14 protein-coding genes are annotated in these 20,467 nt (G+C 36.5%); 10 read left to right on the top strand and 4 right to left on the bottom strand.

Annotated features, from left to right (window positions below):
* Positions 1-4: 4 nt before the first annotated feature.
* Positions 5-607: a Uma2 family endonuclease gene (locus H6F62_RS13180; protein ID WP_190372235.1), complete on the bottom strand. Its 603-nt coding sequence runs from the start codon at positions 605-607 to the stop codon at positions 5-7.
* A gap of 270 nt (positions 608-877) precedes the next feature.
* On the opposite strand from H6F62_RS13180, the gene H6F62_RS13175 reads away from it, so the two are divergent.
* Together H6F62_RS13175 and H6F62_RS13170 are read left to right on the top strand one after the other, a co-directional pair.
* Positions 878-2,446 (top strand): hypothetical protein, encoded by a 1,569-nt coding sequence (locus H6F62_RS13175; protein ID WP_137907272.1) that lies wholly within the window; start codon positions 878-880, stop codon positions 2,444-2,446.
* A 109-nt stretch (positions 2,447-2,555) separates the two neighbouring features.
* Complete coding sequence (locus H6F62_RS13170; RefSeq protein ID WP_137907273.1) at positions 2,556-3,821, top strand: mannosyltransferase family protein; 1,266 nt, start codon at positions 2,556-2,558, stop codon at positions 3,819-3,821.
* Positions 3,822-3,867: 46 nt separating this feature from the next.
* Here the strand turns inward: H6F62_RS13170 and H6F62_RS13165 are convergent, their stop codons facing one another.
* Entirely contained in the window at positions 3,868-5,397 is a 1,530-nt protein-coding gene (locus H6F62_RS13165; protein ID WP_190372234.1) for a glycosyltransferase family 39 protein, read from the bottom strand.
* A gap of 3 nt (positions 5,398-5,400) precedes the next feature.
* A complete protein-coding gene (locus H6F62_RS13160; RefSeq protein ID WP_190372233.1) occupies positions 5,401-7,860 on the bottom strand; it encodes a hypothetical protein in 2,460 nt (819 codons plus the stop codon).
* A 78-nt stretch (positions 7,861-7,938) separates the two neighbouring features.
* On the opposite strand from H6F62_RS13160, the gene H6F62_RS13155 reads away from it, so the two are divergent.
* The 3 genes from H6F62_RS13155 to H6F62_RS13145 all read left to right on the top strand — a co-directional run bounded on the left by H6F62_RS13155 (position 7,939) and on the right by H6F62_RS13145 (position 10,503).
* Positions 7,939-8,895 (top strand): glycosyltransferase, encoded by a 957-nt coding sequence (locus tag H6F62_RS13155; RefSeq protein ID WP_190372238.1) that lies wholly within the window; start codon positions 7,939-7,941, stop codon positions 8,893-8,895.
* A gap of 124 nt (positions 8,896-9,019) precedes the next feature.
* On the top strand, positions 9,020-9,388 hold the full coding sequence (locus H6F62_RS13150; protein ID WP_137907276.1) for an EamA family transporter: 369 nt from the start codon (positions 9,020-9,022) through the stop codon (positions 9,386-9,388).
* 167 nt (positions 9,389-9,555) lie between these two features.
* Positions 9,556-10,503: a polysaccharide deacetylase family protein gene (locus H6F62_RS13145; RefSeq protein ID WP_190372232.1), complete on the top strand. Its 948-nt coding sequence runs from the start codon at positions 9,556-9,558 to the stop codon at positions 10,501-10,503.
* A gap of 318 nt (positions 10,504-10,821) precedes the next feature.
* On the opposite strand, the gene H6F62_RS13140 is transcribed toward H6F62_RS13145, so the two are convergent.
* Entirely contained in the window at positions 10,822-15,489 is a 4,668-nt protein-coding gene (locus H6F62_RS13140) for a glutamate synthase-related protein (protein ID WP_190372231.1), read from the bottom strand.
* Between the two features lie 461 nt (positions 15,490-15,950).
* Here H6F62_RS13140 and H6F62_RS13135 point away from each other — a divergent pair, with 461 nt between their 5' ends.
* The 5 genes from H6F62_RS13135 to rpsG all read left to right on the top strand — a co-directional run bounded on the left by H6F62_RS13135 (position 15,951) and on the right by rpsG (position 20,250).
* Positions 15,951-17,819 carry a phosphodiester glycosidase family protein gene (locus tag H6F62_RS13135; protein ID WP_137907279.1) on the top strand — a complete coding sequence of 623 codons (1,869 nt, stop codon included), beginning with the start codon at positions 15,951-15,953 and terminating at the stop codon, positions 17,817-17,819.
* A gap of 282 nt (positions 17,820-18,101) precedes the next feature.
* Entirely contained in the window at positions 18,102-18,518 is a 417-nt protein-coding gene (locus tag H6F62_RS13130; protein ID WP_137907280.1) for a cupin domain-containing protein, read from the top strand.
* A 69-nt stretch (positions 18,519-18,587) separates the two neighbouring features.
* On the top strand, positions 18,588-18,914 hold the full coding sequence (locus H6F62_RS13125) for an iron-sulfur cluster assembly accessory protein (RefSeq protein WP_168358812.1): 327 nt from the start codon (positions 18,588-18,590) through the stop codon (positions 18,912-18,914).
* 159 nt (positions 18,915-19,073) lie between these two features.
* On the top strand, positions 19,074-19,457 hold the full coding sequence (rpsL, locus tag H6F62_RS13120) for a 30S ribosomal protein S12 (RefSeq protein ID WP_028085100.1): 384 nt from the start codon (positions 19,074-19,076) through the stop codon (positions 19,455-19,457).
* 322 nt (positions 19,458-19,779) lie between these two features.
* Positions 19,780-20,250, top strand: coding sequence for a 30S ribosomal protein S7 (gene rpsG, locus H6F62_RS13115; RefSeq protein ID WP_137907282.1), 471 nt, complete (start codon positions 19,780-19,782; stop codon positions 20,248-20,250).
* The last annotated feature ends 217 nt before the right edge of the window (positions 20,251-20,467 follow it).

Below are 20,467 nucleotides of genomic sequence, written 5' to 3'. Positions count from 1 at the left end.
GGTTCTAACTATTGTTTTTTGTTTCAGGTTCTGCAATTTCAAATTTGACTTTATTATATATATCCTGCAAAGAAATTGTGAAAGGTACTGTTGTCAGAGATATATTTTCATCTTCTGCATCATATTCACAAAAATTCCATCTTTTTTTCCCAATTTTAGAAAATTGTTCTACATGAATACGGTTTTGATCAATTAATAGGTATTCTTGAAAAGTGGGAATTGTTCTGTAAGCGGCAAATTTATCTTCTTTGTCGTAACTTTTAGTAGATTTAGACAAAACTTCTATAATTACCTGGGGGTTTGTAATTGTATCTGTCCGATTGTTGACAAATTCCGGCTCATCTGCAATAATGATCACATCTGGATAAGTGTATATTAGCTTTTGAGGTATCCATAGACGCATATCACCCATGAAAACTTCGTAATTTTGATTTTTGAAGGCAAAATTCAGTCCAGAGCTTAAATTCAAAGAGATGCGGTTATGATTTATAGATAGACCAGCCATAGCAATGATTTGTCCGTCAATGTATTCGCTTTTGTAGTCAGCAGTTGCTTCTAATTCCAGATATTCCTCTGGAGTGTAATATTGCTTTTGGATTAGTTGCATATTTTTGATTAGAAAGCTATGTATATTAATTTAATATAACATCTTATTTAGGATTCCTATAATCGCTATATCAGCAATTATTATTAATTAACCAGTTTATATATCAATTTTCTTATATTACTCAATTCCCGCATGAAAAATTGCACTAAAGTATGGTACTATTTAGTAGTGATTAATTGATAGTGATTAATTGATAGTCCACAAAATAACCTTGTTTATCAATAGATAAATAACCACCAAAATCCTCTTTTAGGTTAGGTAAAATTCAATATGAATTTTGTTTGGAAACGGCTTACCCAGAATAATATACTGTTTAGCAATTCTTGCACTACTTTATTTTTTTTAATTGGTTTACCTGCTATTCTCCATCATGCTATGTGGCGCGATGAATTAAATGTTTGGCTTATTGTTAGAGATAGTCAATCATTATTTGAATTATTTCATAACATTCATTATGAAGGACATCCCTTTGTTTGGTATATCTGTTTGGCTATTTTAAAACAAATCACAAATAACCCTGTGATTATGCAAATATTTCACCTATGTTTAGCTACATCATCTGTTTATTTATTTACTCGATATTCCCCATTTAATTATTCACAAAAGTTGTTATTTTGTTTAGGTTATATTCCATTTTATGAATATTTATTAATTAGCAGAAATTATGCAATTGGGTTATTATTATGTTTTTTGTTCTGCATTATCTATCCTCAAAGAAAACAGAGTTATCTTAAACTTTCTATTGTTTTATTATTAATTGCTAATTCAAATGCTTATTGCTTAATGTTAGCAATAGCATTTAGTATTACTTTATCGTTAGAGTATATTTTTCAAAAATCTTTACATCAAAACCTTTTAGCGAAAAAACATGACATTATTTTAAGTAGTTTAATTGTTTTAACTGGAATAATTATCTCCTTGATTCAACTTATTCCTCCTCAAGATAGTAAATTAGCTGGAGGTTTATCAGGAGTTATATTAAACTTTGACTTTAAACACTTAACTACTACTTTAGTAAGGCTTTGGAATAGTTATATTATTATTTTAGTTCCTGGTGAATCTCAACAATTAAGCCTCATTTTATTTTCTATTTTATCTATAGTATTTTTCGGATTTTTCACAATATCATTTTTCAGAAAACCACTTGTTTTGTTTCTTTACACTTTTGGAACAATTGAAATTCTTGTCTTTACATACGTTAAATTTTTAGGTAGTCCTCGTCATTATGGGCATTTGTATATTTTATTAGTTGTATGCCTTTGGCTTGCTAGTTATTATTCTCAAACATCTTTATTTTTGCAATTATTTCCCCGAAAGTTGAAAACTCATATTATACAAGTTATTAAATGGACAAAACCTTATTATTTATCTGTGATTATGTTGATTTTATATGTGCAAATGGCGGGAGGAATATTTGCTTTTGGTAGAGACATGATTATTCCTTTTTCATCTAGCAAAGAAGCATCTGCTTATATAAAGGAGAAATATAAATATCAATTAAATGATATGTTTATTGTAGGGAGTAAAGATTATACAATGTCACCAATTGCTGGATATATTAATCGCCAAATTTATTATCCAGAAATTCAAAAGATAAGTAGCTTTGTGTTATTTACTACTAAACGACAAGAAGTTGATCAAATGGAAATTTTAAGCCAAGTCAGTCAAATCAGCAAACAACAATTAAAACCCATATTATTGATTTTAAATAAACCATTAGAAATTAATCATCCTGACTTAAAGATTGATCCTATCAAGGAATTTAAAAAAGGCTTTAATTATGATGAGCGATATTATTTATATTTTATTACACAAAAATCTACATCTAGTGGGATATAATGCCTTAATTCAAAATTAAGTCACGGTTTAAGTTGCATTATCACCAATAAGATGTATACTTTTTTTAGATATTTACTTCATCAATCTGAAAAGGACATAATCCTAATATATGGAAATAATTAACTGTCAAAAGCTTATTAATAATAGTTTATTTTTTCCCATAGTAATGTGGTTAACAAGCAGACTTACTATAACAATAGCAATGCTCGTATTTGCCCCTTTGTTGCCGATACCAACAGATGGCATGAAAGCTACATTTAGCTGGGATATTTTTTATGCTTTTGATAGTCTGCATTACGAAAAAATAGCAACTTCTGGCTACAATTTTTCAATTCATGAGCAAGAATATTCAGTTGCCTTTTTTCCGTTATTTCCTTTATTAATTCATTCATTTATGATGTTTGGATTACCATTTAAAGTGGCAGGAATATTAGTCAATAATCTGGCATTTCTGATAGCATTGCTCGTCTTGTATAGTTGGGTAAATGAGTTTTATAGTAAGAGTGCAGCACGATGGACAACTGCCGTATTTACATGGTTTCCAGCCTCTTTATTTTGTACGGTAATTTACTCTGAAGGCTTATATCTTTTATTCAGTACAGCTGCTTTACGAGCTTTTGATAAAAAACAAAGTGCTTGGGTGGCTCTTTGGGGTGCCATAGCTACCGCTGCCCGTCCAACTGGTATAGCATTGATACCAGCCTTTTTACTTACATCTTGGCAAGAAAAAAGGGGAATAAAATTTTACCTTGCAAGTTTAGCTACTGGTGGTGGTCTGTTTATCTATAGCTTGTATTGTCAGATTAAATTTGGTGATGCTTTGGCTTTTATCCATGCACAAAAAGCATGGCGGCCTTCACTTGGATTTGACTGGCAGAGTTGGTTAAGGATTATAATGCAAATTACAATTGGACCGGTTAACACAGTATCAGGATATTTAAAAGATCCTTGGTATCCATTGTTATTTATGATTATTGTAATTAGCAGTTATTTATTGTGGTACTTCCGTAAAATATTAGGTTCTGTCAAGGTGGATTATGGCTTTTACGCTTTAATTTTATTTTTGTGGTTGCTAGGGGGTGATCCATTGATTAATGCAGTCCCGATTTTAGGTGGTGCTTACTTATTATGGCATTTACGCACTCAATTAACCCCTATTACGCTGATTTATGGATTCTGCGCCTTAGCGTTGATTTTAGCCTCTGGAGGAACTTGGTCATTAAATCGTATTGCTTACGGTATTATCTCTTTAAGTGTAGCTTTGGGTGTATTGTTATCGCGTTATCCTCGTTGGGGATATATGTCTATAGGCTTTTTTGCCATACTGGTAATAACCTTTTCTATTCGATTTGCTCAAAAGCTTTGGGTGGCTTGAACTTAGAACTGATTATAGACAGTACCAGCTTTAAAAATATGTTCAGTCAATTAATTAGGGGTGAAATCAATTTAAAACCTTCTGATTCCCCGATAATTTTACTCCCCCTTAAATTCATTTTCTGCAAGGTGTCATTATCCACCAACAAATAAAATTTATGAACAAACTTATCTTGTAAATCTGCAAAAGATGTAGGAATAACTTGACAATCACTATAAAAGTCTAAACTAGGACGACCATCAGGAAAAGAAGTATAAATTTCTGTTCCCGGTGGAATATTATCCCTAATTAATGCTGCAACTGGTAAAACGGGGAATTTTTCATTTAACTCCCATATCCATGATTGAGAACTCATTAACATTGCTAAAACTAAATACATTCCCGCAAATAAAACCGGGATAAATTGACGGTTATGCTGATTAATAAACCATGATGTGATTCCCATAGTCACTGCTAAAATAATGCTCATAACAATTAACAATGGCTGTTTATCAACTAAACTAAAATAAATACAACCTGCTAAACCAATAATAACTAAAAATGCAAAAAATCCCGTCAAAAATCTAGTTTTAAACTTCTCTTCCTGCCAAATATAACTTAAATTAGCCCCAATTGCTAAAGCTAAAAATGGGTATACAGGCATAATATACCAGGGTAATTTGGTACTCATTAAAGAAACTATGGCAAAATAAACAATTGTACCAATGAGAGTTAAACAACCCCAAGCAGTATGACGATTTTTCCAACTTAAATATAAACCTCCTGGCCAAAATAACAACCAGGGAAAACCATATTTTATCACTTCCAGTAAATAATACCAAATCGGACCAGTATTACCTTCTACAGCTTTTCCTAGTCTATCAAAAGCTTGAGACTGAAAATGCACTTCTAAGAAAATATTACCATAATGTTGCCATTGAGCAAAATACCAAGCAATAGCAGGGAAATTTCCTAAAAACATTCCTATCCATAGAAATGGATTTTTAAATATAGCTAATTGTTTATTAGCAATGATAAATAAACCTGCTATTCCTGCTAAAACTACTACTAACATTCCCTTTGTCAGAGTAATTAAACCCAAACAAAATCCGATACCAACAGCATATTTTCTATCATGACGCGCTTTAAGAACACAAAATAATAATAATAAGAAAAAGGAAATAGTCATTCCATCTAACATTGCTAGTCTACCATGACGGACTACAGGCAATAATGTTAAATAAACCAAAGCCGAAAATAAAGCTGGTAAAGTTTCTGCAAAAATTAACCTTCCAATTAAGTAAAGTAAAGGAACTCCTAGCGCGGTTAAAAATGCTCCCGGAAATCTAGTAGTAAATTCTTGTATTCCTCCTGCATGATAGCAAATAGCAATTAACCACTGCATTAAAGGTGGTTTTAATAAAAAAGGATCTCCTTGAATAGTAGGATAAACCCAGTTACCAGTACGATAAATTTCTCTAGCAACTATAGCATAAGTACCTTCATCCCAATCTCGTAAAGGTAAATTTCCCAGAAACATTAACCATAAAACCAAAGACGCTACCAATAACCCTAATAACCATTGTTTATTGTTCATATTTTAGAAGTGAATTAAGGGGAGAAATTTCATAATATTTGTCACTGTTTTTAAAGTCTTTAATTCTGGGATATCTGGTTTGATTTTTTCTACCATTATTAACTGCTTTTCGGCTTGTCTGGGTTGAAAGTCATATAAATAAACAACTCCTAAATAAAGCCAAGTATAAGGATTTTGTCCATCATATTTAGTTAATTCTGTTAAATTCTGAATTAATGCTGGTGCTTTGCGCTGTAAAAGTTGTGATAGCACTAGAGTATAACGCCAATTTAAGTTATTTGGTTGATTTTTTAAGTAATAATTAGCAGCAAATTCAATTTGTTTTAAATAGTCTTGCGTCGGGTCATATTGATTAAAATTATCTATCTGTACAAAGATATTATCTAACTTGCCATTTTGTAATTCTACTGCTAATTGTGACATTCGAGAAACTAAATCTAAAGGTGGTGTTTTTGTTAATTTTCCTGTGTCTGTAACATTTACAGTTATGTCAGAACTATTTAAAGGTGTGATTTTACCAGTAATTCTATCTAAATAGAATGCTGATAGTTGATATTTTCCTAGTGGTAATTCCTGGGGAATAAATGTAGCTAGATTCTCAATGACTCGAAAATTTCCCTGGGGATGACATTTTATACCACAATATAAATTACCTAGACCAATTGCATGATCATGATACCAAGCTGATTGACCATTTTGCCATTTTAATAGTAACAAACCATTTTGTAATTCATCCCATGAACCAGTTATTTGATAAGTAACGGAGTTATTTTTACCTATTATAAATTGATTAGCAGTTATAACTTTTTCTAAAGTAACTGATTTCTGATCATGCTGATCATTATTTAATTTTTCAATTAATTTCTCAACAACTATCTGAGGATTTTTCCGATGATATAATCTTAATTTATCACCATGGGGTAATACCCAATCACTTTGTAATTTTAAATCAGGAGAAGTTTCTATCAAAGATTTTAATTTGCGTTTAGTTTCTCCCTTTTCTCCCGGTTCGTCTGGTTCATTATCTTTGGTAACATACCAAGATAAATACTCTAAATCTTGGTCTACTTGCGATAATTTCATGGTTAATTTTCTACCATAGACGCGAAAATCAGCCAATGTACCGAAATAATCTAAGGTAAATTCATTAACTTGGGGTGTAGAAACGGGAACTACTCCTAAAGTTGTTTTTAAATATGGGGTAGTTTGATAAATTTTCTCGATTAATTCAGCAAGAGGATATTTTTTACTTTCATTATTTGGTAAATGTTTTCCACCATAAGCCTGAATTAGAGGTAAAGGAAATAAATTATTTAGTAAAATAATGCCACTTAATAGTATAGTTGCTAATCTTAATTTATTAAACCAGATATTTTCAATTAAATTAAAAAAGTAAGCTAAAATTAAACTAATTACCGGAAAAGAAGGAAGAATAAATCTAATATCTTTGTTTGTCCCTAGAGAACAAATTACATAGCTACCAATTAAGAAAATAAATAACCAATTTAAAGCAGACTTAGCTAAATTATCTTTAACTGCATTTTGACTAAATCTAGATTTAAAAAGATAAATTAACAAAATACCAATACTCACAAATAATATCGGAAAACCAACAGTTTCTGGGATAGTTTGCGGATAATATAACCAACCAGCAATGGTTGTCCCAGCAGGATCACCCTCTCCTTTTCCCACATTATTAGCATTTAATGCAGAAGTAATAATAGTTAACCAATTTAAACTATACCAAGAACCACAAATTAACCAAGCTAAAATTAAAGATAAGGCTGTTTGAATTAGTTTAATAAATTTACGTTTGCTGATAAAAATAATTAATGTGTAGATACTAGGAATAAGAATAAAAATAAAACCTGTGGGTTTAGCTAACATAATTAACCCTATTCCTACCCCCAATATCAAAGTTAATACCCATGATACAAAACCAGTATAACTATCTTTCCAAATTGTTAAAATGGTGAAAGTAGCTATGACAATAGACGTTAAACCATAATCTAATAAATAATCAGTTCGCATAATTCCCATAATGGGAAATAATAAGCAAAATATGCTGGCTGTGATGCCAATTTTTCGGTTTTTAAATAAATAATTCCCTAAGTGATATACTGATAAAATAAGTATAGCTGTATATAATAAATTGACTAAACTGGCTTGATCATAGCCTTTACCAAATAATACCAAAAATGGTACAGTACAAATATACACAAAAGGAGCGCGATAACTGGGGGTTAATTCCCACAGAGATAACCACCAATTACCTGATAAAATATTCAGGTTTTGAAAAATTCGATAATGATGCAATGCTGCGGTTAAATGGGCGCTTTGATCATAGGATGGAATAGATTCATCTAAGAAAAACCATGTTCTATCTATCAGTAATCCTATCAACCAAATTGTTAATAGTATGATATAGTCTTTATTGATTTTCAGATAACGGTAATCATTCATTATGTTTTGATTTTCAGGTAATTAAATTTTCAAGATGAATTTTAAAGATCTTCAAGTTTCTCAAAAAATTTTATCATGATCAACCAACCTATCTACTCCCTAGTGATTCCCATTTATAACGAATCAGAAAACATCACAGAGATGTATCGCCGATTACATCATGTCATGGCACAGTTAGACGGTGAGGCTGAATTAATTTTAATAGATGATGGTAGCCGCGATCGCTCTTTAAGTATGATGCGCGAATTACATCATTGTGACAACCGAGTCCATTACCTCAGTTTAGCCCGGAATTTTGGGCATCAAATCGCTGTTACCGCAGGTTTGAACTTTGTCCAAGGTAAATGTATCATTGTTATGGATGCCGATCTCCAAGATCCACCAGAATTAATCTTAACCATGATTGACAAATGGCATCAAGGATATCAAGTAGTTTATGCCCAGCGGACATCTCGTCAACAAGAAACCTGGCTAAAACGCTTGACTGCATATCTTTTTTATCGCATTCTCCGACGCTTGGCTAAAGTTGATATTCCCGAAGATACAGGAGACTTTTGTTTAATGGATAGACAGGTCGTAAATATCCTTAATTCTATGCCAGAACGTAATCGCTACATTCGCGGTTTACGTGCTTGGGTAGGTTTTCGACAAACTTCCGTACTTTTTGAACGAGATCCCCGCTTTGCTGGTACAGTAAAATATACATTTGGTAAATCTTGGGCTTTAGCAATTGATGGTATTATCTCCTTTTCCACAGTTCCCTTAAGGCTGGCAACTTATATAGGCATATTATCAGCTTTTATTGCCTTATTTATGATATTATTAGTTTTGTATTGGCGTTTATCTGAACCATTCTCCCCCATAATTGGTTACACATTAATTACAATTTCCATGTTTTTCCTTGGTTCAGTTCAATTAATTTGTATTGGTATTTTAGGCGAATATATTGGCCGGATATACGAAGAAGTAAAAGGTCGTCCTCTTTATACATTAAAGGAAACTGGAGGTTTGAGAGAAAGCTCAAATATAATATGACTATAGTATCATTTTATTCAATCTCAACCCGATAAACCCTATTTCTGTAGCAGCGTTTCCCATTGGCGTAGTCAAGCCTTATGGATTCATATTTGTGTTCTATATACCATCTCAGGTAATATCCGTGTCAATCCAAGAATTTAGTTTACTGCTAATTTCAGTTATCATTAGTGTTGTTGGACAGTTTTTTTTGAAGATAGGAGCGACAAAATTAGGTAAAGTTGATGCAGGTAACGCTATTAGTCATATTCTTAGTATTGTGACTACACCAGAACTTTTATTAGGACTAACCTGTTATGGTATTGGTGCTGTCGCTTATATTCTCCTGCTGACGAGAATCAATCTCAGCGTTGCTGCTCCCGCTGTATCAATTGGTTATATATTTTCTGTATTATTAGGTTACTTTGTTTTAAAAGAAACTATTCCTCTCAACCGTGTTTTTGGACTAGGTTTAATTGTCACCGGAGTGATATTAGTAGTCTGGAAAAAATAAACTATGTCCTCACCCACTCTAGCAAATCTCCAAACCTCTCCCCTGTCAAGGAAGAAGTTAGGTTAAGTCAGGCTAGTGAATCTCAGTACATAGAGAAATGTGTTATAACCTACCATCAGAACCATTATCCTGATCATTTATTGCTCACCCCTTGAAGGAGTTATGCTGTGGAAAATAATAAGTCATTTTTTGAGACACGGGGAATATTAATATCAATACTTGGCTTAACTGGTGCTTTAAGCATTGCTTTAATGATCATGTTCAAAAATAGCACCTCTGACGCTCAAAATCGCAGCGTCAGCACCAAGGATAATGATACTGCTGTTCTTATGGTAACTCAAGAGCGGTTAGAGCAGTTGAAAACAGAAATGCTCACCAGTTGGCAACAACAAGCACAAGCAAAAGGTGTTTCTACTGATGTACCGACTAACTTTCAAGGAATTGTCATCAGTGAAGCCAAACTTCCCCCAGAAAAAAAAGTTATCGCCCTAACCTTTGATGATGGTCCTTGGCCTAATAGTACAGCAAAAGTATTAGATATTCTCCAGAAAAATCGCATCAAAAGCACCTTTTTTGTCGTCGGCCAAAATGTTAAGAATTATCCCGACTTGACAAAACGAATAGTTGCAGATGGTCATACTATCGCTAACCATACTTGGCATCACTGGTATCATCACATGAATGCACAGGTAGCCGCTGCGGAAGTTGCAAATACCGGAGACATAATTTATCAAACTACAGGAGTGAAAACTAGTCTATTTCGTCCACCTGGTGGCAACATGACCAATGGAGTGGTAGCTTATGCTAAAAGTAATAAATATGCTGTTATTATGTGGTCATCTGATTCCAAAGACTATTCACGTCCCGCTGTACCTCGGTTAATGAATAATATATTTAGAGAAGCTAAACCGGGCGGTATTGTATTAATGCACGATGGAGGCGGAGATCGATCTCACACTGTCAAAGCATTACCAGAAATCATTAGCAAGTTTCGCAAACAGGGTTATGAATTTGTGACTGTCCCCGAACTTCTAGAAATGCAAGATCAGTATCCATCCTTAATTGCCCATAAATCTCAGAAATCTCAGAAACTTGAGAAAGCTAAGAAACCTTAAAGAAATAAAGTCAGAATCAGGATACCCAGGATTAAAGGATGAACAGGATGAATAAGCTGTTGGACATTTAGATTGTATATTGCTCACAACTAAAACTCTTGTGGAACAGGCATCCTGCCTGTTTTAATTATGCAAATTAAATGTCTATCAGCTTATACTAATTCTGGATAAAGATGCACATAATCTTAATTAAATCCTGTACATCCTCAAATCCTGGACATCCTGATTCAGACAAAAAAGGATTAAAGGATAAACAGGATAAAGTATTTAATTAAATCCTGTAAATCCTCAAATCCTGAACATCCTGATTCAGACAAATTACACAGAACTTAATTGTTTTTCTGCCACTTTAGCCTCTGGACTGTCAGCTTCAGATGGTGGTACTAATTGCCAGAATTTGGGTAAATACTCTGGCCAATTAGCGATAATTTCTAAGGCTTTGGGTGAACCAGTTTTATCAGCGTGAGCTTGAATTAAATCATACAACTGTTTTTCACCCGCATCACTGGCAACCCGCTGGACCTTAACAATAGCATGATTTACGAAATCTGGGAAATTACCGACTTCATCCAGGAAATAAGCCAAACCACCAGTCATTCCTGCACCAACATTCCGGCCTGCTTTACCCAGGACGACAATTACACCACCAGTCATGTACTCGCAGCAGTGATCACCAGCACCTTCAATCACGGCTGTACCTTTTGAGTTGCGTACAGCAAACCGTTCTCCAGCCAAACCATTAGCAAATAATCTACCACCAGTAGCACCATAAAGGCAAGTATTACCGACAATGACGTTTTCCGCTGGGTTGTAAGTCGCATTTGCTGGGGGTTTAATGATAATTTCCCCACCATTCATTCCCTTCCCTACATAGTCATTGGCTTCACCTTCTAAGCTCAAAATCACACCATCAAGATTAAACGCGCCGAAACTTTGCCCGACACTGCCTTGAAACTTCAGGTTAATTTGCCCTTTAAAGCCGTTGTCACCATATTTTGAAGCAATCACCCCAGTTAACCGAGTCCCGACGGTTCTATCGGTATTAACAACGGCGTAGGTTTTACTAACTATCCCTTGTTCCTGGATTCCTTGACAAATATCCGCATCAGCTAGTAATTGATCATCTAATACAGGTCCATTACTATGAACTTTTTCATGTACTAACCAATCACGATTAATTTTTGTATCTGGTAGCTTAGTTAAACAATCTAAGTTCACAGCTTGGGTTTTATTGAGTTTTACATCAGAGCGTACTGTTAATAAATCAGCGCGACCAATTACCTCTGATAAAGAACGATATCCCAATTTAGCTAACAGACTCCGCACTTCCTCCGCGACAAAGTAGAAGAAGTTGACAACGTTTTCGGGAACTCCTGTAAACCGCTTCCGCAGTTCCTCCTTCTGAGAAGCTACACCCACAGGACAGTTGTTAGTGTGGCAAATTCGCGCCATAATGCAGCCTTCCGCAATCATAGCTATCGAACCGAAACCAAACTCCTCAGCACCCATTAAAGCCCCAATTAATACATCCCAACCACTTTTTAAACCACCATCCACACGCAAGATAACGCGATCGCGTAACCTATGTTCCATTAATACCCGATGTACTTCTGTTAAACCCAATTCCCAAGGAGTACCAGCGTGTTTAATAGAAGAAAGGGGTGATGCACCAGTACCGCCATCATGGCCTGAAATTTGGATAATATCAGCATTAGCCTTAGCTACACCCGCAGCAATTGTGCCAATACCGATTTCTGCGACTAATTTTACTGAAACTTGAGCTTTAGGGTTAATTTGGTGCAAATCAAAAATCAACTGTGCTAAGTCTTCAATAGAGTAAATATCATGGTGGGGTGGTGGAGAAATCAAAGTTACACCGGGTTTAGAACGCCGTAACATAGCAATATAGGGACTAACCTTGGGACCTGGTAACTGTCCACCTTCTCCTGGTTTTGCACCTTGAGCGATTTTAATTTCAATTTGTTTAGCTGTGGCTAAATATTGGGGCGTAACGCCAAACCGCCCTGACGCAACTTGTCTAATGGCACTTGCAGCGGTATCACCATTTCTTAACCCATGCAAATGGGGGAAAGTAGGAGATTTACCAGCAGTATCAACATCATTTAAAGCGTTGTAACGAACCGGATCTTCTCCACCTTCACCAGAATTAGATTTACCACCAATGCGATTCATAGCGATCGCTAAAGTTTCATGTGCTTCTCGTGACAAAGCCCCTAAAGACATCCCCCCGGTACAAAAACGCCGCACAATATCATTAACGGACTCTACTTCTGACAAAGAAATTGGTGTCCGTTCACTGTGGAAATCCAATAAATCACGCAGTGCTGTCACAGGTCGGTTTTGCAGATGCTGTTTATACACTTGATAATGGTCATATTGCTTACCATTAACCGCCTTATGTAGAGCCTTAGCCAACTCTGGGTTATTACTGTGATATTCCCCACTAGGACGGTATTGAACAAAACCTAAATTTTCTAACTTATTCGCTGTCAATTCTGGGAAAGCCTTGCGGTGGAAAGATAACACTTCTTGAGCTAATTCACTCACACTTAAACCACCAATACGGGAAGTTGTTCCCCGAAAACCCAAAGCCAACAAATCACCACCAATACCAATCGCTTCAAATATTTGTGCTGCTTGGTAGCTAGAAAGCAGAGAAATCCCCATTTTCGAGAGAATTTTCAACAAACCCGATTCTACAGCTTGGCGATAATTTTCTATAGCTTTTTCCCAGGTCAAAGTAGCAATTTTCCCCCTAGTCATAAACTGCTGGGTCTTAGGATCATCCCACCAAGCACTCACAGTATCCAAAGCCATATAAGGACAAATAGCACCCGCACCATAACCCAATAAACAAGCAAAATGATGGGTACTCCAACACTGGGCGGTATCCACAATTAAGGACGTTTTCATTCGCAACCCAGCGCGAATCAAATAATGGTGAACTGCACCAATAGCTAACAATGGCGGAATATAAGTATATTCCGCAGCAATACCCGTGTCAGTGCGATCGCTTAATATTAATATCTTTGCCCCAGCCCGTACAGATTCCGCCGCTTGTTTTTGTAAAGATTCCACAGCGGACTTCAAACCATCTGGACCTGTAGATATGGGAAATAAAGTCGACAATTCAGCCGTGGCAAATCCTGACAGTTTAATTGCTTCCAATTCTGCTTGAGTGAGTACAGGCGATTCTAATTTGAGCTTACGAGCGTACTCTGGCTTAGGTTCTAATAAATTCCCCCTTTCCCCCAGTTCCACTGTCAAGGACATAACCAGCTTCTCCCGCAAAGGGTCAATAGCTGGATTAGTCACTTGGGCAAAACGTTGTTTAAAATAGTCATACAGTAAATGAGGTTTGTCCGAAAGCACAGCCAATGGAGTATCATCACCCATACAAAAAGTCGCTTCCGCACCAGTGCTGGCCATGGGGTGAATTACCATTTCCACATCTTCTATAGTGTAGCCAAAAGCGATTTGCTGTTGTAATAGGACTTGTGTATCAATTTTCCTGCTAGTCTGCCTATTGCCATTAGTTAAGCTATGATGTCCATTACCATTTGACTCACCCTTAACTAAGCGATTCAATTCTAAGCGATATTTTTGCAACCATTCCCCGTAAGGATACTGTTTTGCAATACGTTGTTTAATCTCCCAATTTTTCAAGATTTCTTGGGTATTTAAATCTACCGCAATCATTTGTCCTGGTCCTAGTCTACCCTTTTCTAGAACATTCTCTTCTGGTAAATCTACAACTCCCGCTTCCGAAGCCACAACGATATAATCATCTTTGGTAATGACATAACGCGCAGGTCGTAAACCATTGCGGTCTAATGTTGCTCCTACCTTTTTCCCATCACTAAATACTAACAGTGCTGGTCCATCCCACGCTTCCTGCAACCCGCTGTAATATTCATAAAAATCTACAATTTCTGGATATTCCGCTAAAGCAGGTTGATTTTTGTATGCTTCCGGAACCATCATCATCAACCCTTCTAAGGGGCTACGTCCCGAACGTACCAGTAACTCTAATACATTGTCTAAAGTAGCAGAATCACTATTATCAGTATTTACCAGTGGCTTGAGTTCATCAAAACGATCTTCCCAAATTGGATGACTCAGAGTCGCCTCCCGTGCCATCATCCAATTAATATTCCCCAACAGGGTATTAATTTCTCCATTGTGACCTAATAACCGCATGGGTTGAGCTAAAGGCCATTTCGGCATAGTATTGGTACTAAAGCGGCGATGGTATACCGCAAATGATACTTTAAAAGCAGGATGCTTGAGATCTTCATAAAAATCCCCCAATACAGCCGAACGTACCATGCCTTTATAAACAATGGTGCGACTAGAGAAAGAACATACATAGAAATCCTCAGAAATTCTCCTTCCCGCTTGCATAATGCGTTTACTCGCAATATACAGTTCTCTTTCCAATTCATCACCGCTTTTATCAGCGCAAGAAATTATAACCTGTTCTATACGAGGTTGATTTTCTCTAGCTTGTACACCCAACACCTCTGGACGCACCGGAACTACTCGCCAGCCCAGTACAGTCAATTTTTCCTCTGCTGCTATTTGCTCAAATGCGTTCTTAGCAACTTGAGCCGCTTCCGAGTCTTGGGGCAAGAATATCATTCCCACCGCCTTATGACTCACATTAGCAAAATCAATTCCGTGACTGTTATCTTGTGCTAATAATTCCCAAGGAATTGCTGTCAGTATCCCCGCACCGTCACCAGAATCTTGGTCAGCGCTACAACCCCCTCTATGTTCTAAGCAAGTTAAGGCAGTTAAAGCCTTGTTTAAAATTTCATGACTAGCTATATTCTGACGATGGGTAATAAACCCTACTCCACAAGCATCCCTTTCTTCTACTAACCACTTTTGTCCTAAATAAGTATCTTGACAATTGATATCTGACATTGTAGTTTGCTGACCCTGATTTGATTGATGACTCATACTTTATTCCTGAAATATTGAGGTACAGACGTTGTTACTACTGCTATAGGGAAATTTTCTCATTTATTGGCACTCGATAAAAATACATAATTACCAAAATTTAGGGATAACAATTTCAGCCTTAGCTTGACATTTAGCCAAAGCTGTGTTATCAGTGCCTACTCTATTTTTTATTTGTTTATGCACTCTAAAAAAAATTACCCTAATCTAAAATTTTAGAGCTGTGGGAATTTTAGATTTAATCTCCAAGACTATGATCATAGCCTCCAAGCAGTGTGTATTATTTAAAGCAGTTATCGCTAGTATTTTTAGTGTGACAACTGTTTGCTACTCTTGATAAGAGACAAAAACCCAATATACATATTATCATGATTATTTCTAAAAAAGGTAATTATTTTTTTAATTTTCTGATAAATTTTCGTTAGGCTGGTTTTTGCATAATAACTTTATCAAAAAACACAATGATCTGGAAAATACTCAATTCTCTGTCACCACTGCTGTCAGCAGCACTGTGTTTAACTGCTAGTTATGGCGCATTCGCCCAAAATATTCCTAGAATACCAAATTCCGTTCCCACTGCTGTTAGTGCTGGTAATCAAATTACTATAAATGGCCGAACCTTACCAGGAGCATGGTTACAACCAACAGGAATGCAAACTTATATCAGTGATGGCGCAGTTAAGCAATTAATGGGCATAGATTTACTCAGTAGTAACAATCCTGGTAAACAGCCAATACAGTGGTTTTCTAGCTTGACAAATCCCATAATTCTTAATACTAAACTAAGAGGTGGGTATCGCTATTTAGATATAAGTAAATTAGCTAAAACAGCAAAATGGCAAATTAAAGCTAATGGTAATACATTAGTAATTGCCACTCCCCCTTCTCAACTGAGAAATATTCGTCTTGGTAAACAACCAAAAGGGGATCGGATTGTACTAGACTTAGATAACGCAACTTTTTGGCAAATTAGACAAGAGTTACCAGTCAAAAAAGTAGTAGATCCTGATGAAATTATCCCCAAATCTACCACACCGGCCAACCGCCAATGGACTGTCACTTTAGATACTATTGCTGATGCGGCTTTACTCGCAGTTTATAACCCTAAACCTCCTATAGCACAAAGCACAGAATCACCCATTGAAAAAATAGAAATTGTCAATAATCAAACAATTATCAGTTTGAGTATTCCCTTTGGACAGTCTGTACAAATTAGCACCGTCTCCCAGCCAAATCGTCTAGTAATTGATATTCAACCTGATGCAATGGTCGAAAGAAATATTACCTGGGCGCAGGGGTTACAATGGCGACAACGGCTAGTAACTTTAGGAACAGACCGCTTTCCTGTGGTTTGGTTGGATATTAATCCCCAGACTGTGGGTTTAAGCATTAAGCCTATCTTAACTAAAACTAACGTGCAAACATTAACTGGTACTGCCCCTTTAATCCAAACTGCTCAAAATTACTTAGCCGTAGCGGCAATTAATGGTGGTTATTTTAACCGCAATAATAAATTACCATTAGGGGCAATTAGACGAGATAATCAATGGATATCAGGACCAATTCTTAACCGAGGAGCAATAGCTTGGAATAATAACGGACAATTCTATTTTGGTCGCCTCACCCTCACAGAAACCTTAACTAGCAACAATAATCAACGTTTACCTATTATTTTACTCAATACTGGCTATGTTCAAAATGGCATTTCTCGTTACACAACTGCATGGGGAGATACTTATACACCCTTAACTGAGAATGAAAATATAATTGTCGTGGAAAACAATCAAGTAACTAATCAATTACCAGGGTTAAAAACTGGTATAAATGCTATTCCTATTCCCAAAAATGGTTATCTCCTGATTTTCCGTAATGAGACACCACAATTACCCATTGGGACAAAAATTGACCTTACCAACAACACCACCACACCCGAATTTAGTCGTTATCCCTATATTATCGGTGCAGGACCCCTATTATTAGAAAATCGGCAAATAGTCCTCGACGGAGAAGCCGAGAAATTCGGTTCTGCTTTTATGAACAGTCAAGCAGTTCGTAGCAGTATTTGTACCCTTAATACAGGTAACTTAATGATTGCTGCCGTACATAATCGCGCAGGTGGTGGAGGTCCAACCTTAGAAGAACAAGCCAAGTTAATGCAAACAATGGGTTGTATCAACGCTTTAAATCTAGACGGTGGTAGTTCTACCAGTCTTTATTTAGGAGGTCAATTGCTGGATCGTTCTCCCAATACAGCAGCCCGTGTTCATAACGGTATTGGAATTTTCCTAGAATCAAAGTCAGGACTTACACAAAACAGAAAAAAGAAGTAGATGTAAGTATTAGGTTTTAGTTATAGAAACCAGAGACTCGACTTCCGACCTTGATTCATAATATATTGATACCATCAAAGAAGAACTCAGGTATCTTACCCGTATCTTATCCTAATTCGTGTTTTTGTTCAAGATTTTATGTAGACAGATGAGTTTGAACATTCTCATTTTACCAGTCAGTGCTGACTTTTGCTATCTTAATCAAAGTGGCTGAATTTAGTCCCTTTGTCATCAACTGTTACAGCTAAAAACGGGTTTATTATGTCTCCAAATGAGGTAATTATGGCTAAATTATCAGAAACAGTCCCCACGAATACTCTTACTTTACAACCAGCAATTAATTCTAGAAGCGTTGTCGCAGGTGAATTACGTCCTTGGGGATCCTTCACAGTCTTGGAAGAGGGTCGCGGATATAAAATTAAGCGCATTGAAGTAAAACCTGGACATCGCCTGAGTTTACAAATGCACCACCACCGTAGTGAACACTGGATAGTTGTTTCAGGTACAGCCAAAGTAGTTTGTGGCGACAAAGAGATATTATTAAGCAATAATCAATCAACTTATGTCCCTCAATGTACAACTCATCGCTTAGAAAATCCCGGCGTGATTCCCTTGATTTTGATTGAAGTCCAAAATGGCGAATATTTAGGAGAAGATGATATTATTCGCTATCAAGATGACTATGCACGTGAAAAATAGGCAATAGTTACAAGGGAATCGACAGGGGGGGATTTTTTCTTTCTGACCACTGACCAATAAAAAAATTCCATGATTAATTTAAGTTCAGCAGCCATTAATGAAATTAGGCGCTTAAAATCCAAACAACCATCAACTATTTTATTTCGTTTGCGGGTGAAATCTGGTGGCTGTGGTGATTGGTTTTACGATTTGGGTTTTGATACAACTGTACAAGCCACAGACCAGGTTGTAGAGTTTGATGATATTCGTCTAGTTATAGACCCAGGAAGCCTAAATTACATTAATGGCTTGTCACTAGATTATGCAGAAGATTTGATGGGTGGTGGTTTTCGCTTTCATAACCCTCAAGCAACATCCATCTGTAGTTGTGGCAATTCTTTCTCTGTTAGTCAGTAGTCAGTAGTCAGTTGTCAGTAGTTAGGAATTACCTGGTTTCTGTTCCCTGTTAAGAGTTCCCTGTTCCCTTCCAAAATGATTGACAGAAAATCAGAAAAAATGATATAATCAGGATTTGTTAAAACTTAGATCATAAAGCAGCTTCACGCGCTGTAACTCATGCCAACAATACAGCAGCTAATACGTAGTGAGCGCGAACTAGCGCGTCAGAAAACCAAGTCCCCTGCTCTGAAAGAATGCCCTCAACGTCGAGGCGTTTGCACCAGAGTATACACAACAACACCGAAGAAACCCAACTCAGCACTCCGTAAGGTAGCAAGGGTAAGGCTTACCTCTGGATTTGAAGTGACAGCTTACATCCCAGGTATTGGTCATAACTTACAAGAACACTCTGTAGTTATGATTCGCGGTGGTCGGGTCAAAGACTTGCCCGGAGTTAGATACCATATTATCCGTGGTACATTAGATACAGCCGGAGTTAAAGACAGGAAACAAGGCCGTTCCAAATATGGAACTAAACGCCAGAAAGCAGGGAAAAAATAGGGAAGAGGCGGTTAATCGCGTTAAATACGGTTAATCGTCCTGACCAAAACTCTGTATCTGGGAGAAAAAGCAAGTTGCATGAGCTTCTGAGAATAATCCTGTAAAAGATAACAGCACTTTCATCTAAATTTAAAAGTAGATTAAGTTGTCGTCTTCTGTGTCTGGTGACAGACAATAAAGTGAATTAATTCAGTCTCTTGACAACTGATAGAGCCATAAACAAAAAATCAGGAAAATTAAGCGGCTGATGAAACCGCTTTTAGTCTCCTGTGTTCTGATAACATATAATTTCGTTGCCAAATTCCCTATTCAAGGATGAAGTATGTCTCGTCGTGGTGTTAGTCAAAGGCGGCCAGTGCCGCCTGACTCAGTGTACAATAGTCGCCTGATCAGTATGATGATGCGACGACTAATGCGTCATGGCAAAAAATCAATTGCCGCAAGAATAGTTTATGATGCTTTGAAAACTATTGAAGAACGCACCGGTGGAAGTCCCTTAGAAACTTTTGAGAAAGCAGTGCGTAACGCTACACCATTAGTAGAAGTAAAAGCTCGCCGAGTCGGTGGAGCAACCTACCAAGTACCAATGGAAGTGCGTACAGATAGGGGTACTACCCTAGCATTACGTTGGCTAGTACAGTATTCTCGTCAACGTCCAGGGAGAACTATGGCAGGAAGACTGGCTAATGAGTTAATGGATGCTGCGAATGAAACTGGTAGCGCTATTCGTAAGCGGGAAGAAACGCATCGCATGGCAGAAGCAAACAAAGCATTTGCACACTATCGTTACTAAACTAAGTAGAAAAGCGATATCGTCTTCCCAGCTCGGTAATTCATATACAATGTGAATTAGCTGATAGCGCGGAATGGCAAAACCATAGTCTTTAATTAAACTATTACTTATGCGAAAACCAAGCAATTATAGTGATAGTTTTTTCAGAGCAAAAAAAAGTGATATTGCGTTTGGCTAAAGCGTGAAAGCTTACTGAGGGATAACCGCTCCCATGCTC

This window comes from Anabaena sp. FACHB-1391, assembly GCF_014696755.1.
In the GTDB taxonomy this organism is placed as follows: Bacteria; Cyanobacteriota; Cyanobacteriia; order Cyanobacteriales; family Nostocaceae; genus Dolichospermum; species Dolichospermum planctonicum.
The sequence above is the reverse complement of the archived record's forward strand: the minus strand, read 5'-3'. Positions and strand labels throughout refer to the sequence as shown.